This window comes from Listeria grandensis (assembly GCF_014322885.1).
Lineage (GTDB): Bacteria > Bacillota > Bacilli > Lactobacillales > Listeriaceae > Listeria_A > Listeria_A grandensis.
The window spans coordinates 96,333-112,232 of sequence record NZ_JAASUG010000006.1 but is presented as its reverse complement, the minus strand read 5'-3'; the positions used below and the strand labels follow the sequence as shown (position 1 = coordinate 112,232).

10 protein-coding genes are annotated in these 15,900 nt (G+C 39.4%); 7 read left to right on the top strand and 3 right to left on the bottom strand.

All coding sequences use genetic code 11. The annotated features are described in order from the left end of the window. The first annotated feature begins 192 nt into the window (after window positions 1-192). Complete coding sequence (locus tag HCJ54_RS09620) at window positions 193-3,324, top strand: MucBP domain-containing protein (protein WP_187137483.1); 3,132 nt, start codon at window positions 193-195, stop codon at window positions 3,322-3,324. A gap of 146 nt (window positions 3,325-3,470) precedes the next feature. Here the strand turns inward: HCJ54_RS09620 and HCJ54_RS09615 are convergent, their stop codons facing one another. The 3 genes from HCJ54_RS09615 to HCJ54_RS09605 all read right to left on the bottom strand — a co-directional run bounded on the left by HCJ54_RS09615 (window position 3,471) and on the right by HCJ54_RS09605 (window position 8,901). Further along, complete coding sequence (locus HCJ54_RS09615) at window positions 3,471-4,526, bottom strand: alpha/beta hydrolase (protein ID WP_187137482.1); 1,056 nt, start codon at window positions 4,524-4,526, stop codon at window positions 3,471-3,473. A gap of 285 nt (window positions 4,527-4,811) precedes the next feature. After that, complete coding sequence (gene ygjK / locus HCJ54_RS09610; RefSeq protein ID WP_187137481.1) at window positions 4,812-7,172, bottom strand: alpha-glucosidase; 2,361 nt, start codon at window positions 7,170-7,172, stop codon at window positions 4,812-4,814. 244 nt (window positions 7,173-7,416) lie between these two features. Beyond that, complete coding sequence (locus HCJ54_RS09605) at window positions 7,417-8,901, bottom strand: aldehyde dehydrogenase family protein (protein WP_187137480.1); 1,485 nt, start codon at window positions 8,899-8,901, stop codon at window positions 7,417-7,419. 386 nt (window positions 8,902-9,287) lie between these two features. Here HCJ54_RS09605 and HCJ54_RS09600 point away from each other — a divergent pair, with 386 nt between their 5' ends. From HCJ54_RS09600 to HCJ54_RS09575, 6 genes are all read left to right on the top strand, one after another. After that, complete coding sequence (locus HCJ54_RS09600; protein ID WP_187137479.1) at window positions 9,288-10,301, top strand: zinc-binding alcohol dehydrogenase family protein; 1,014 nt, start codon at window positions 9,288-9,290, stop codon at window positions 10,299-10,301. Window position 10,302: 1 nt separating this feature from the next. Continuing rightward, on the top strand, window positions 10,303-10,821 hold the full coding sequence (locus HCJ54_RS09595) for a dihydrofolate reductase family protein (RefSeq protein ID WP_036065593.1): 519 nt from the start codon (window positions 10,303-10,305) through the stop codon (window positions 10,819-10,821). Window positions 10,822-10,827: 6 nt separating this feature from the next. Continuing rightward, window positions 10,828-11,463: an isochorismatase family protein gene (locus HCJ54_RS09590; protein ID WP_187137478.1), complete on the top strand. Its 636-nt coding sequence runs from the start codon at window positions 10,828-10,830 to the stop codon at window positions 11,461-11,463. Between the two features lie 22 nt (window positions 11,464-11,485). Beyond that, a complete protein-coding gene (locus HCJ54_RS09585) occupies window positions 11,486-12,100 on the top strand; it encodes a DUF1648 domain-containing protein (RefSeq protein WP_036065595.1) in 615 nt (204 codons plus the stop codon). 131 nt (window positions 12,101-12,231) lie between these two features. Next, window positions 12,232-13,869: a peptide ABC transporter substrate-binding protein gene (locus HCJ54_RS09580; RefSeq protein WP_425324802.1), complete on the top strand. Its 1,638-nt coding sequence runs from the start codon at window positions 12,232-12,234 to the stop codon at window positions 13,867-13,869. Between the two features lie 110 nt (window positions 13,870-13,979). Beyond that, window positions 13,980-15,743 (top strand): right-handed parallel beta-helix repeat-containing protein, encoded by a 1,764-nt coding sequence (locus HCJ54_RS09575; protein WP_187137477.1) that lies wholly within the window; start codon window positions 13,980-13,982, stop codon window positions 15,741-15,743. Window positions 15,744-15,900 lie beyond the last annotated feature (157 nt).

Below are 15,900 nucleotides of genomic sequence, written 5' to 3'. Positions count from 1 at the left end.
GTTGTAAAATAAACACTGGTTTTAAAACATTACAAAAAAACTATTGGTGACAAGTATATCTTGCATCAGCCTAATGTTTAGCTACATAAGAATCAACGATCAAAATAAATAATAGCACTCAAAAAATATCATTATTCCCAATTTTTAAACAAAATTATAGTATAACTATAAAAAAATAATCGGAGGTTCGAGATGAAGAAATTTTTAAAAATACTTGTAGTAATGATGGTGATTTTTCCTTTTTTCACTTTTGTGTTAGAGCCTAAGGTAGTCTATGCTGCTCTGGAGCAAAGAGTCGCGTCGGCGAAAAATGAATCAAAAGCAGAGTTAACAGAAAATGTAAAGCGAATAATTCAAAGCAATTCAGAACAGTATATTAATACAGTAACGACTCCATTAACTAATAAATTTTCCTATAAGACAGGAGAGTCAACAAAGTATAGCGAGGGAGGCCCTACTTGGAAAAAAGAAGCGTATGTCATTAGCATGAACCCTATTTATACTACCGTCGGCGTGGATACCAATTTACTATCCATCGACTACAAACGCCCCGGTAACGGCACAACTAAAACTGATCCAAGTTCCATATCGATTACTGCCAAAACAAATAAAAAAATCGATACAAGCTTTTTATTAGAAGTTCGCAGTGTTTACACAGTATTCCACACGCTAGAACGAGAAGCTTTTTGGGGAAGCTCGGAACAAACGTTATATTCCCAAGATTTATTAGATCAACCGATATCCATCAGAGTACACGTCACGAAAGCTAATGAAGAAGGCGCAGTAAAGGTTTCCTATACAGACGTTGACACGGGGAAATCTATTATGAGTGAAAGTGTGGTATACGGAAAAATTGGCAGCTCCTACAACCAAGAGGTACAAAAAGACTACACAGCAAAAAAAGAATATATTAAAAATCAACATTACAAATACGTTGGCGAAAAAAATACGACGGGAAGCTATCGAGATGGGGAAATCAATGCGGAATATCAATTTGAAAGAGAGCAAGGCGGAAATGTATCAGTCAACCATGTGAACGCAGAATCCACTCTAAATGATAAGCAACGAGAAGCTTTCGGAAGTCCCACACCTGATATTATGACAGGTAAATATGGCGATACAGTAACAGCGAAGGCAAAAAAGATGGCGCATTATGAAACGATAGATGGCAAAGAGGAAATGGGGATAAAGCTAGATGAGAAACCGCAACAACAATCATTTAAGTACAAACTAAAGCAAGCGAAGCCGTTGACTGTAAAATATATAAATGAAGATGGAAACGCAATCCCAGGAGTCGACAATAAAATAATATCTGGAAAGTGGGGAGATAAATATACAGTTACACCTCGAGAAGAAATTCCTTTTTATACACTTGTAGATAGTAGTGAAAAGAAAGAAGGATATTTAACAGATGACAACCAAGAAATTGTCTATCGCTATAAAGTATCTGAAGGAGCTCCAATAGTTATTCAATACGTTGATGAAAAAGGTAAGACTATTCATCCAGACAAGAAATTAACAGGACTAAATTATGGTTCTAAATTTAAAGAGCAGGCAATTAATATAGATCATTATCGACAGAAAAAGGACGAGATTATTGGTCAAGTAACAGATAAACAACAAGAAATTACGTTTGTTTACGAAAAAAATGATGGCAAGCCGGTCATTGTGCGTTTCAAAGATGATAAAGGCAGGCTAATAGATGAAAGCTATCTAATGTACGGGAAACATGATGAATCTTTTGACGGATCTGAAAAAAACAAAGCGATTCAAGAAATTTTAAAAAAGTTGAAAACCGATCATTACACACTACAAGAAATTCAAGGTAATCCATATGGGAAATTTACGGATGATAATGACGTGAAATATTCAAGCGAACTCACTTACTCTTTAAAAAAAGATGACGCTCCTGGTCAAGTAAAAGTACGCTATATTAACAAAAATGATCAAAAAGAAATTGCCACAGAAGAAATCTTAACGGGGAAATATGAGGAGCGATACGTAACAACACCCAAATTCATAAAAGGTTACCATCTGGTTGATATACCAGACAATACATCTGGAACTTTTAGCGATACGAGCAGCGAAGTAATCTACCTTTATGAGCCTGATATTGGTGGTACAGTCGAACTACACTATATTGACAAAGATACAAAAGAGGAGATAAGCCCTGTAGATGTTAAGAACGGAGGCGTGAATCAAGCCTACAATTTTGCGCCTAAAAATATAAATCGCTATGCATTATCACACATACCCGACAATGCAAAAGGAACCTATCCAGATCCTAATCAGACAATCAAAGTCTATTATTCCTACACCAAAACCAAAGCGAAGCCAGTACATGTTATCTACCAAGATAAAGATGGTAAGGAGCTAGCAAAAGAAGAGTTGGACGGGAATGAGAAAAAATGGGGCGATTCTTTTGAAACAGAATTAAAATCATTTACAGGATACGAACTGAAAGACATTACGCTAAATGGAGTCCAAGTTTCCGAGGGAATTGGCATATTCGATGATACAAATGAACAGACAGTTATCTATAGCTATGATTTGAAAAAAGCCGCCCCTGTGAAAGTGCAATATATCGATGATGATACACAAAAAGAAATAAGCCAACAAGAAGAGATATTAGATAAGAACGCAATTTTTGGAGACCTTTTTGAAAGTAATACGAAAGATATACCAGGATATATTTTTCGGTCGGGAGATTTAAACGGCCAGACACAGGAGGGAAATAGCATTGTTGGAAACTATACAGATCAGGCACAAATAATTACGTATCATTATAAGAAAGATAAAACGAAAATAGTGGTCAAAGATTCCATAGTTTACGTTGGTGAGAGCTGGAGTGCTTCTGACAATTTCGAAAGTGCGTCGGATAAAACTGGCGATCCAATCAAGTTTCAAAGCATTCAAGCCAACGGAACGGTAGATGTCACGAAAGAAGGAATCTACCCGATCGAGTATTCTTATGGAGGCGTAAAAAGTACTGCTTATGTAACAGTCAAAGAGAATAAGAAAAGCCTTCCAACACCAGCTCTAGATAAGGATGACGAGGCGTTCAAAGATAATAAGTTCACGAAGAAAGTTACAAACATAGATGATAATAAAAGTGCGGTAACTAGTACTAAAAATAAGCGGAACTTGGCTGAACATAGCGTCTTTGATGTGAAAATGCAATCTAAATATAACCAATCAATAGTGAAAAAGACTACACTTCCAAAAACAGGAGAAGAAATGAATAAAGTAGCTATAGTATTCGGTTTACTGTTGGTAATTATAAGTTTGATTTCTCTATGTGTTCGCAAGTGTAGTAAATCATAGAAAATGGGTATAGTGAAAGCGCGTTTCCAGACCAAGGAGGCGCGCTTACCTTGCTAAAAAGAGAGCTCATTCATGATGCCGACTTGGCATGCTTGAATAAGCTCAGCTTCAATCGCTTAACATTTGTCTGTTTTTTTATGATTTTATTACCATACTTTTTCTAAAAAGCTGGCGACTTTTTGCTTGTATTGTGGTAGGTCGAATAGGATTGCTTCTGGATGGCTTGCCGATGGTACTAATAAGATCTCTTTTTGAGGCGCGGGTGAGGCTTCATAAATTGCTTTTGCCATACTCGTTGGGACAGCTGTATCACTGTCACCATGGATCACTAATAAAGGAATTTTGGATTGCTTAATTTGGTTGATCGCAGAACCCTCTTCCATTTTGAAGCCCTGACGCTCCAATAATAAATCATTTAATTTATGATAAACCAACGCTCTTGTCTCATCATTTAGAAAGCCCAATTTATCGTTAATAAGAAACTTCACTTGTTCTGCAATAGACGTGTAGCCACAGTCTTCAATAATTGCTTTCACATTTTGGGGTAATTCTGTCGCTGTTGAACTCATCATTGCGATAGATGCCCCCATAGATAAGCCAGATAAAATAATCTCAGAATCGGCGCCTGTTTTCTCGTTTAGCAATTTTGCCCATTGGGCGATGTCATCTTTGTCTTTCCAACCAAGCGATCGTTGTTTGTCGGGGCTAGTACCATGGCCTCTCATTTCTGGTGTTAAAATATTGTAACCTAAATCATAGTATACTTTTGCCCATGCCCCCATAAAATTTGGCTGGCTACTGAAACCATGAATTAAAATCACAGTTTTGTTAGATTTTTTGATATTTGGTAGATAGGTGGCTTTGAGTTGCATATCGGATTCTATTTTCCAGGTCTCTTTGTCTACTGTTTTATACCAATCCAAATGCGCATTAAATTCTTTTTCGAAAGGATAGGGACCACCATTCATATGGCCTGAGGAATCATTGATTTTATTCGTAAAAGCCGCTTCGTAGATTAAATTTGCAAAAATACCTGCTATGTCCAGTTTTTCTTGCGGTAATGTAGTGGAAATAGGAGGTTGTTGAAGGTTAAAAATATTCTTAGCGCTGGCATCAACGCTCGTCCTACTTAATAGACCTCCTGTGTTCATCAATGTTATTGCGGCTATTATCCCAATTTTTAGTAATTTCTTTTTTTTCATGTTCATCCTCCAATTATATTTAAATATTATCAATCCTATTTTGCATTTAATGCTCTCTCGTATCAGCTCCTTCGTGATTCCCTAGATAAATGATAGACCTTCCTATAATAGAAATCACATCAACCACTGCATAAAGCCATGTATTTTTTGAAACAGATTCGATGCTATTGCGCGCTGTAAAGCATAGAAAATCGCTCAACCAATGAAAGGCTGGGCGATTTTTTATTTTATCAGGGAAATGGTTGATACTACTTATAAACATTGAAATTGTAGGCACAGAAGATATTATTTTTCTATTCCAGTCTGACTGGTTGTTTTGTTGCCTACAATTGTATTTTGGTACATTAAATAGTAGGCGGCAGAAGACCAGCTAAAGTTTTTTGTGCTTAAGCCATCTCCGGTAAGCGGATCGTAATTTTCATGAATTGGACCGTTGCCCATCAAGCCTTCTGCATGGTTAAACAAATTTTTGGATAAGAAGGTTGCATCTGACTTATAGCCATAATTTTGTAGGGCTTCTATACCGAACAATGCTTGATCGAGCCAAACTGGTCCGCGCCAATATTCTGTGGCACTGAATCGCGGATTGTCTTTGGACGCAGTGGGAAATGGCACGTATGTGTTGAATTTATTTGGGGATAGTATGTTTTCGTGTACTTTTTTTGCCTTATCTGAATCTGACAGCTTTGCCCAAAGCGGAATCCAGCCTTCTGTTCCTTTTCCTCGGTTTACGAGCAGTTTTGTTTTGGAAGCGTCGTCCGTTATTTGCAGGTCATAATAAAACCCTGTATCTTTGTCATACATATTTTTTTCGATGTAGTCTTGTACTTTTGTGGCTTCTTTTTTGTATTTACTAGCATCGTTATCTTTACCTAGCTCTTTTGCCATCGAGAGTAGGAAACCTTTTTCTGCATAAAGGTAGGCATTTAGATCAACAGACTCTTGATTGATAGAGTAACCGATCACTTTGTTATCGCTGTTTTTATTTTCAAAAACTAATACACCGGGATCGTTTTTTCCAACGCCATCTTTGTCAAAACGGACGGCATTATCCATACCGCTTTCCCAAGCAGCCGCTTCGATAACTGCTTCATCATTGAGTTCATAATTTCCGTTGGCATCTTTGATATTATTGTCGTTCGCATCTTTTTTCCAGTTTGCGTCGCTAATCATGCTACCGTACTCTGCGATGCCGTTTTTGTCATGGTCTCGGTTAGAATACCACCATTCGTGATAGTTAACTAGTTTTGGATACATTTCCTTTAAGAATGCTTTGTCTTTTGTGGCCGTATAAATATTCCACACTGCCCAAGCGGAAAGAGGTGGCTTCGAATTACGCTCATTCCAGTTTCCGCCGTCCCCGCCGCGTTCGGGTGTTTTATTGTAGAAAATGGCATCGATTATAGCGCCTGAATCTTGCGGCATAATCGGATCATCTTTTTGAATTTGGTAATCGAACAAGGCACGCACGCTATTTTTTGCTAGTTCAGGATTGAAATTCACCGTCGCGACGGCTTCTTTCCATGAATCCCAAGACCAAAGCCCGATAAACCATTTATAGGACATAGACGGGACGATACCGTCGTGCTTTATTGCACCAGCAGGACTACGCCAGTTTGTTGTCAGTGTTTGAATGGTTTTCACGGCAGCATTTTTATATTCTGGATAATGGTTGTATTTTTTTTCTGCAAATGTCTTGTCTAAATAGCCTTGCCAGCGCTTGTTATTACTTTGGAACAACTTATCTTGGTCTGCTATATAAGCATCCCAATTTGCTTTTTCAGTCTGCAACTCTTGATCGGTGAATGTATAGCTTTCCACGGCATAGGTTGCAAAATTTTTCTGTGGATCAATCGTAATCGGGCTCTTTGCTTTTGATGTATATGTATTCTTATCAATAGCGTTTGTAACAGGCATATCATGATAAATAGAATATTTTGTTTGTGTCGTGGAGAAGAACGCCCACATTTCTCTTATATTAGAAAAATTAACTTGGACGCCATTAGTTGTTGATTCAAGCGTTTGCTTCAAGTCGATGTCATTGCTACCGTCATGGAGTTTGTTAAGCAAAGTTCCCTGCCATGAAAGTGATAAGTGAAGCGGCTTTTCTGTTTTATTTGTGATATTTGTTTTAATAAGGGCTGTACGATTGCTAGTAAAAATCAGGTCTAATTGCAATGTTACATCATCCAGTTCATATTTTTGTACTAATTTCCCTGGATAATATGCGAAATCTGTACTCGCTTTGCTTAAATCATACGTTGTTTTTGTATCATCATTTGCAATTCGAATTTTATTAAACGTTTTCGCTAAATTAGCGGGATACTCTTCAGCAAGGATGACAGGACCGGCAAAACCGCCCAGTATATCAGGTATATTACCATCCGGTAAATAATAACCGTGCCACGCACCTAAATCAGAAAAATTATTAAATCTATTTGTATCATAATTTCCATACATATTTTCTGTAGGGTTTGCAGAGATGTCGATCACATTTTTAAAGTTTGAAACCTTTGATTGAGGAGCGTTCTTTGTTAAGTCTGATGTTTGTTCCTTGTCTTTACTTAGCAAATTAAAACTGATAATCCCAGCTATAATAAGCAGAATAGTACCCAATCCGATGAACCAATAACTTTTCTTTTTCATTTCATACCTCCCGAGTATTCCGATACATTTGAAATCGCTTTCAGCTAACGAAGCAAGTATAACTTATTTTTCGTGTAAATGCTAGTTCATAGGACCTTTCATGGTTCGTTGGCGTTTCGTTCATCTTGATATATTTTGAAAAAGAGTGCGTGAGAAACATTATGTGGCCTTCATTTGCATATAAAAAAACATACTAATCCTAGTATGTTTTTTTATATGCAAATGAGTTTTACCTAGCAAGTCACTATTGGAGGTTAACCCAAACACTTTTTACTTCTGTATAGTTGTCTAATGCATAGGATCCCATTTCTCGACCAATTCCTGATTCTTTGTACCCGCCAAATGGTGATGCCGCATCGAATACGTTGTAGCAGTTGATCCAGACGGTTCCTGCTTCTAGTTTTTCCGCAACACGATGGGCTGTTCGTATATTTTCTGTCCAAATACCTGCAGCAAGCCCGTAGTTAGTCGCATTGGAACGCTCAATAACTTCATCTATTGTATCAAAGGGAAGTATCGCAACGACTGGACCAAAAATTTCTTCTTTGGCAATGACCATATCGTCTGTTACATTAGTGAATATGGTTGGTTCTACAAAGAAACCTTTTTCAGATGGCGCGGTTCCTCCAGTTAGTATCTCGGCGCCTTCTTTTTTGCCGGATTCAATATAATTCAGTACGCGTTCCTGCTGCTTCTTAGATATTAGTGGTCCCATGGTCGTTTCGCCGTCCAGACCAGGACCTTGCTGTATTTTTTTTGCTTGGGCAACTAGTTCGGGAACCACCGTATCCAAAATGTCTCTGTGGACAAACAAGCGTGAGCCCGCGCAACACACTTGCCCTTGATTAAACATGATACCACTTAATGCGCCAGGAATAGCTCGCGATAAATCAGCATCAGGGAAGATAATATTTGGAGATTTCCCCCCTAGTTCAAGCGTTACACGTTTGAGATCTTCTGAAACCTGACTCATAATATGTTTCCCAACTTTAGTAGAACCAGTAAAAGCGATTTTATCGACATTTGGGTGGTCAACAAGTGCTTCGCCTGTCTTTGCAGCGCCTGTGACAATGTTTAGAACGCCATCTGGAAATCCTGCTTCTTGGCTAAGTTTAGCCAGATAAAGTGCAGATAGTGGTGTTTGCTCAGCAGGCTTCAGTACAACTGTACACCCTGTTGCGAGGGCTGCTCCAAGTTTCCAAGCCGCCATTAGAAGTGGGAAGTTCCACGGGATGATTTGCCCGATAACACCAATGGGCTCATGCCGTGTGTAATTCAGGAAATCTCCTGTTACGGGAATGCTTTGACCAAAAATTTTACTTGCCCAACCAGCATAGTAACGGAAATGTTCAATAGATAAAGGCACATCCGCATTTCTTGTTTCTTGGATAGGTTTTCCATTATCCAACGAGTCAAGCTGCGCGAGTTCTTCTTTATTTTCTTCCATCAAATCTGCTAGTTTGTTGATCAAGTTGCCTCTTTCTATGCCACTCAGTTTCGACCATTCTCCAATTTCAAAAGCGTGGCGAGCAGCTTTTACCGCTAAATCAATATCTGCTTCGCCCGCTTCTGCTGCTAAAGTGATAGTTTCACCTGTTGCTGGGTTTAGCGTTTCGAAATTTTTTCCTGAAATCGAGTCCACCCAAGTACCGTTGATAAATAGTTTTTGGGGTACGCTTAAAAATTTTTCGACTTTTGGTAGTAACATAATATCAGCTGTTTTTTCCATAGTAACCTCCTAATTTAAGCTAGTTGAAAATAATCATAATTCGAGTGAAAGTAAATACGTGCAATTAATAATACATCCCGTCAAACTTCTTTCTTGGTTTCGACTCCTTTCTTTGTTTTAGGAAACTATTCCCAATGTAGTAATAATACCAATTTTTCCAGATAATAGCTGTGACTAAAAAAAGAAATATAGCGAGCAATACGGACGAGAGAAGGCGCTTTCTTTTACTTTGCGTTAAAATATTTATACCTCATTTGCGCGACTTATTCTGAACTAGTTTTTATGCGAACATTTCCGTTCGAATTTTTTAATCTCCCAAAAAAATTCCGAATCTATGCATTATTTGCGAAGAGACGGGGAATAATAAAAAAACGAGGTGTTGTAAAATGAAAGCAGTAGGATTATACAAATATTTGCCAATCGAAGCCGAAGAAAGTTTTCTAGATGTCATGGTAGAAACACCAAAAGCGAGTGGGCACGATATACTTGTCCAAATCGAAGCGATCTCAGTGAACCCTGTAGACACCAAGTTGCGTGCGCCAAAAAATGAGGTGGAAGAGAAACCGCGAATTCTAGGGTGGGATGCCGTCGGGATTGTGACAGAAATTGGTGATGCCGTCGAATTATTCCAAGTGGGGGATGCCGTTTATTACGCTGGGGACGTCACGCGATCAGGAAGTTATGCGGAGTTCCAACTCGTGGATGAACATTTAGTTGGCGCCAAACCGGCGAATTTGACTATGGAAGAAGCTGCCGCGATGCCACTTACGCTAATAACGGCATGGGAAGCGCTGTTTGATCGGATACGAATCAATCCGGACGCTGATGCTGGGAAATCACTCCTGATCATCAATGGTTCCGGTGGTGTGGGCTCCATCGCAACACAACTTGCCGTATGGGCAGGTCTTGAAGTCATCACGACGGCTTCACGCCATGAGACGGTTACTTGGTCCAAATCGCAGGGGGCAACGCATGTCATCAATCATCGCCATCCCCTTTTGCCGCAATTAAAGACGCTCGGTTTTGCCGGTGTAGATTATATTTTATGCCTACATAACACGGACGCTTATTGGGACGCGATGCAGGAAATCATTTTGCCACAAGGTCATATTTGTTCCATTGTAGAACTTCAAAATCCAGTATCCATGAGCCTCATCAAAGATAAAAGCGTGACGGTGAGCTATGAATTCATGTTTACTCGTTCCAAATACAACACGCCTGATAAAGTGCGCCAACATGACATATTAACGAAGTCCGCGCAATTATTTGAAACGGGAGCTCTAAAATCTACCTTAAATCAGACATTAACACCAATAAATGCAACCACGATAAAAGAAGCACACCGAATTTTAGAATCAGGCAAGTCGATCGGAAAACTAGTAGTGAAGGGATTTGATTAGCATGACAGAAAAGCGAATTGAATTATTTATAGCGATGAGTTTAGATGGATATATAGCGGATAAAGCGGGTAGTGTTGCATGGTTAGAAGAAATCGAAGGAGAAGGAGATAACGGCTATACAACCTTCTTGGACGAAATTGATACTGTCGTGATGGGGCATACCACCTATAAGCAATTATTCACGCTCACCGACACGTTTCCATATAGCAAGAAGCATGTTTATGTTTTTTCTAACGAAAAAGCGGGTACAAAAGACGAATACGCCGCATTTGTAAATGGCTCCGTTAAAAATTGGTTGGAAAATACGTCTGGAAAAAGTATCTGGCTTGTTGGTGGCGCTCAGTTAGTAAAGAAATTTCTCGAAGAACAACAAATTGATCGCTTCATTATCACTGTTGCCCCGATAATTCTTGGAGACGGCACCCCACTTTTTGAAAAAGGGACAAAAGAGCAACTGGAATTAGAAGAAGTCGTTAAATACGGCCAATTCACACAGATGACATATCGCAAAAAGGAGTAATAAATCATGAAAATAGCCACTTTTGATGTGGATGTTCAAAAAGGTTTTACGCCGCTTTGCCCCGACGAACTACCGGTTCCAGAAGGCCACCTTATCGTACCAGAATTACAATTTATGGCACAGCTAGGAAGCCTTCGAATGGGTAGTAAAGACGCGCATCCGGAACAAGCCGTTTGGACGGTTACAAATCCAGAAGAAATGTTAGCCCCTCTTGGTTTTCCTGATGCAGATCTCACGTGGGTAAAGCACTGCGTTCCAGGAACACCAGGCTTCGAATTACTAGATGGCATGCCACATCCATCCGAGTACGATCTTTTTATTTGGAAAGGAATGGAGCCAGACTTGCATCCATACGGCGCTTGCTATCATGATATTCGTGAGAACTTGTCGACCGGAGTGATCGAATTTTTACGAGAGCGAGATGTGGATCTTGTTATTGTTGGAGGATTAGCCTTTGATTTTTGTGTGAAAACGACGGTGGAACAGCTTTCACGAGCCGGTTTTGCGGTTGTTGTATATTTGCCTGCGACGCGTGCTTTGACAGAGCGCGGTTATCACGACACAGCAGCGCATCTAGGAACTTTGAAAAACGTCAGGATAGCCAAGGATCGAGCTGAATTAGCCACGTATCGCCAAATTTAATTTTAGGAAAGAGGCGAGACGAATGAAAAGAATTGGAATGTTTCCAAGCATGGTTATTTTTTCGACACTAGTTTTAACCTTAGCAACGTATCCACTACTCCCAAGCGAGGTAGCGGTACATTTTGGAACGGATTTTTCACCCGACATGTTCGTCCAAAAATGGCTTGGCTTAATTTTAATTCCTTTTCTCATGGTGATGTTTACCGGGACAGAATACTACGGGAAAGAGAAGGTGAAACCAGATAATCGCTTGGAGTTTGAGTACATGTTTTATGCGTTACTAATCTTACTTGCAATCATTCAACTGACGATCATCTTGTTTAGTTTAGGTTACGAAATCCCAACAGGACGTTACAGTTTGCTACTTGTCGGGGCACTCCTAGTTCTGGTAGCGCTGTACCTTTCTAATTCCAAAAAAATATTCTTATGGCTTACAATGATCGGCTTTAAAAAAATAGATGCAAGATCACGAAATAGTTTGCGAAAGATAACTGTTATAACGTTATCAGTAGTCGGATTTACCTTCCTACTTCTCGGCATCTTTATGTTCAATGACCCGTCTATTTTCATGCTTGCAGCGCTGTTATCAATGACCATTATAATCGTCGGATCTGGTGTTTATTTAAACAAAAAATAGTACAGTTCTGGTTTACAATGAATACAGATTATGGTTTAATAAAGACCACAGAGATGTCTTGAAAAGGAGACATGTCTTTGGTCTTTTTTGAGGCCAAAAATAAAAAGGGGGACATGATTTTGCGCAAAAAAATGTTAGGCATCCTAATGCTTTTAGGACTCGTATTACTCGCCGCTTGTCAGTCAAAAGATGCAGTCACAGAAACGAAGAAAACAAATACGAACACCACGATTAACATTATGGAAACAGGCGAAATACCAGGCGTCAACCCAACAACTGCTGATAACAGTGTCAGTTTTAAAGCAATCAATCAAGTATACGAAGGATTATACCGTTTAGATAAAGACGGCAAACCAGCACTCGCGATGGCGGCGGCTGAGCCGGAAGAACAAAACGGCGGTAAAACGCTGATTTTCAAAATTCGTGAAGATGCCGAGTGGTCAAATGGGACACCGGTAACAGCAGCTGATTTCGAATACGCATGGAAAAAAGTCGTTGATCCGAAATCAGCTGCCGCGTACGGTCCGCAGATGGAAGAAATCGTGAAGAACGCGACGCAGATTCTAAAAGGTGATATGGATCCAGATCAGCTTGGCGTGAAGGCACTAGACGATAAAACGCTACAAGTCGAGCTCGAAAATCCGGTACCAATATTCAAAGACTTGCTAACAACCGGCACGTTTTTCCCGCAAAACCAAGCATTCATTGAAAAGCAAGGTGATCGTTACGCCTTATCTAGCGAAAACCTGATTTCCAATGGTCCATTCAAACTAGAAAACTGGGATGGTACGAAAAAAACATGGGATTACGTGAAAAACAATAAGTATTGGGATAAAAAGAACGTGAAAGCGAATAAAATCCACGTCCAGGTCGTAAAAGACACAAATCAGGCGTTAAATTTATACACTACAGGCAAATTAGATCGCATCGAACTTGACGGCGAATTTGTCTCTAAGTACAAAGATGATCCAGATTTCAACAAAACATTCACCGGCCGCTCCGTCTATCTCAAGATGAACCAAGGTAAAGACGGACAGAAAGCCGATTTGGCGAACGTCAACTTACGCCGTGCCCTTGCGATGTCGATTGATAAACAGTCGATGGTAGATCGCTTGCTGGCCAATGGTTCCGCTGTACTAAACGGGAATGTGCCGGCTAAAATCATGTTTGATCCCAAGACAAACGAAGATTTCCGCGAGCAAAATGGTAATTTGCTAAGCTACAATCCGACAGAAGCAAAAAAATATTGGGAAAAAGGACTAAAAGAAATCGGCAAAACCGATTTGACGCTGGCCCTCACTGCTGGTGATTCCTCCCTACAGAAACAACAAACAGAATTCATGCAAGACCAACTTCAAAAGAATTTACCAGGTCTTACCGTGAATATCAAAACAGTGACACAAAAAGCGAGTTTTGTAGCAGATATTAGCCAAGACTATGAAGTTTTGTTAGGCGGATGGGGTGGCGACTATTCAGATCCGTTGACTTATCTCAATTTATTCCTAACAAACAGCCCTGGAAATCATACCGGTTTCTCGAATACAGAATATGATAAGCTAGTGCTTGGAGCTAAAGGAAGCCTATCCAATGATCCGGAAAAACGTTGGGACGCCTTACTCAAAGCGGAACAAATTTTGCTAAAAGATAACGCTACATTGGTGCCTCTATATCAAGGTGGACGCGCCTATTTGCAAAAAGCAGCCCTACAAGATTATATCGCGTATCCAATTGGCTCCGAAAATTACAAATGGATGTCAAAAGCGAAATAACAAGTCAAATACATTTCAAACGCACCAATACGCGTTTGAAATGTATTTTTTTGCGGTATAAGGAAGGAGAGTTCACAAATTCGACACATTTAAAAGAAAGCGGTGGTCTTATGAAAAGAATAATGATGTACACAATTGGAATCCTATTGAGTCTCTTTTTTTTCTTTATTGTTCCTCAAATGGCACACGCAGAAGTACAACTTATGAAAGGTGCAACTCCAGAAATTGCAACGAAAAACGGGGAAACATTACAAGCTGCGATTAACCAAGCATCCATTAGCGGTACCAAACAGGTCATGCTGCCAGCCGGACTATTTTATATCAATGGTAAGATAATTTTGAAATCACATATTGTTTTAACAGGCTCTTCAACATCCCCCAAAACCACAACGTTAACGATGAATAATGGCCCCGTCACTACCGATGCAACAATAAAAAGCCAAGAAGCTATCACTGATGTGACCCTCCAAAATTTTACTTTACAATATAACCCCAATATACCTAAATTTAATTATTTGACTAACCCGACTAATTTCTATAAAGAAGACTTGCTGAGTCTTGGTCAGTATACAAAAGCGGAGAGTGACGCAGGGTATAAAGCTACGACAAAAAAAGCACTAAAAACTAATATTAATATCACCAATATGATTTTGAATGCCAACACGGTTGGATTGAGTACTGTTAATATCACCAAGGCCAAAAATATAAATATCCGAAATAGTCAAATTATTAATTCTGGATTACAAAGTGGTGTCGTTGTTACCTACTCAGACAACGTGGCAATTACTAATAATCTTGTAAAAAATCTTGGTAGGACGGGGATTGTACTCTATTATGGCAATAGCCAAGTTACGATTGCCAACAACAGGATAACCGATTGGATGCAACGTTACGGTAGCTATCATTACGATGCTGTTAAACAATCTGGTCAGGCGCTAGATAGTATGCAAGATGCAGCGATCGACAGCTACGGTCCAGCGAATGAATACGTTACCGTTCGGAATAATCAAATCTATCTGTCTAGCGGTGCCAATAAACCGAATCCAAACAACGCTATGATCGCTAAAAAATGGAAAATAAAAACAGTGCTGCACTACGTCAGATATACCGCTTTGAGAGCAAGTGGTATACAAAATGCCGTCTATCAAGGCAACATTGTTAATATCGATAGTCCAGATACCTTCTCATTTTTTACTGCTAATATGCGTAAAAATAATACCGTAACACGGCCAAAAGCGATTACGGTTACTGGGAATCAATTCACTGCGCGCAACGTGGATTATCCTATCAGACTCTTTGCCGGAATCAGCAATGGTAATATGACGAATGGGATCACAATCCAATCCAATAATTTCCGGATATTAGGACAAGTCAGCAACTATTATCATTCCCTCGTCAATGTCCGCGAAGTTCCTGTCACCGAAAATAATAAAACGACCTATTATCCCACAGCACTTGTCACGATGCTAAATAATAAAATCCAAAGTAAGAGCATCAGTACGCTCGTCGATGGTAGCTCAACAAGTAAAAAAGATGTACTACAGCTTCTCATCCTAAATAATAATACGTATAACGGCACTCTGAATCAAACTGCGCGTAATTACATCAGTGCGACGATAAAACCCTTTTCATACAGCAAAAAAAGGCTTAGTGGCACACTGATCTGGAATGCTGATGAAACAAAATCGAAATACATTAAAGCCACCATTTTACCTAGCAAAACCATCACTATTGAGCTGAAACCTCCAAAAAGTAAAATGGCTAATTTCTCCATCCCGATGAATATACTCAAGGGAGCTAGCGTAAAACTGCAGATATCCGAATCAAAAACAAGTAATATTAACACTTCCACCATGATGTATCAAGCTAAATAAAAAAACATTTTCCAAACGAAAAAAAATTTAAAAACCTCTTGTAATCGTTTTCAACTTGTGATATATTATAGTCATCGCAAAGGATTGTTACCAATCTACGGGCATTACCTAAGCTGATTCGTGGGATACACATGTATTCTCCCATGAAACGGTTTGG

Coding starts and splice junctions, on each gene's coding strand:
- HCJ54_RS09575 (WP_187137477.1), top strand. CDS start 13,980: ATGAAAAGAATAATGATGTACACAATTGGAATCCTATTGAGTCTCTTT.
- HCJ54_RS09620 (WP_187137483.1), top strand. CDS start 193: ATGAAGAAATTTTTAAAAATACTTGTAGTAATGATGGTGATTTTTCCT.
- HCJ54_RS09595 (WP_036065593.1), top strand. CDS start 10,303: ATGACAGAAAAGCGAATTGAATTATTTATAGCGATGAGTTTAGATGGA.
- ygjK (WP_187137481.1), bottom strand. CDS start 7,172: ATGAAAAAGAAAAGTTATTGGTTCATCGGATTGGGTACTATTCTGCTT.
- HCJ54_RS09590 (WP_187137478.1), top strand. CDS start 10,828: ATGAAAATAGCCACTTTTGATGTGGATGTTCAAAAAGGTTTTACGCCG.
- HCJ54_RS09600 (WP_187137479.1), top strand. CDS start 9,288: ATGAAAGCAGTAGGATTATACAAATATTTGCCAATCGAAGCCGAAGAA.
- HCJ54_RS09580 (WP_425324802.1), top strand. CDS start 12,232: ATGTTAGGCATCCTAATGCTTTTAGGACTCGTATTACTCGCCGCTTGT.
- HCJ54_RS09615 (WP_187137482.1), bottom strand. CDS start 4,526: ATGAAAAAAAAGAAATTACTAAAAATTGGGATAATAGCCGCAATAACA.
- HCJ54_RS09605 (WP_187137480.1), bottom strand. CDS start 8,901: ATGGAAAAAACAGCTGATATTATGTTACTACCAAAAGTCGAAAAATTT.
- HCJ54_RS09585 (WP_036065595.1), top strand. CDS start 11,486: ATGAAAAGAATTGGAATGTTTCCAAGCATGGTTATTTTTTCGACACTA.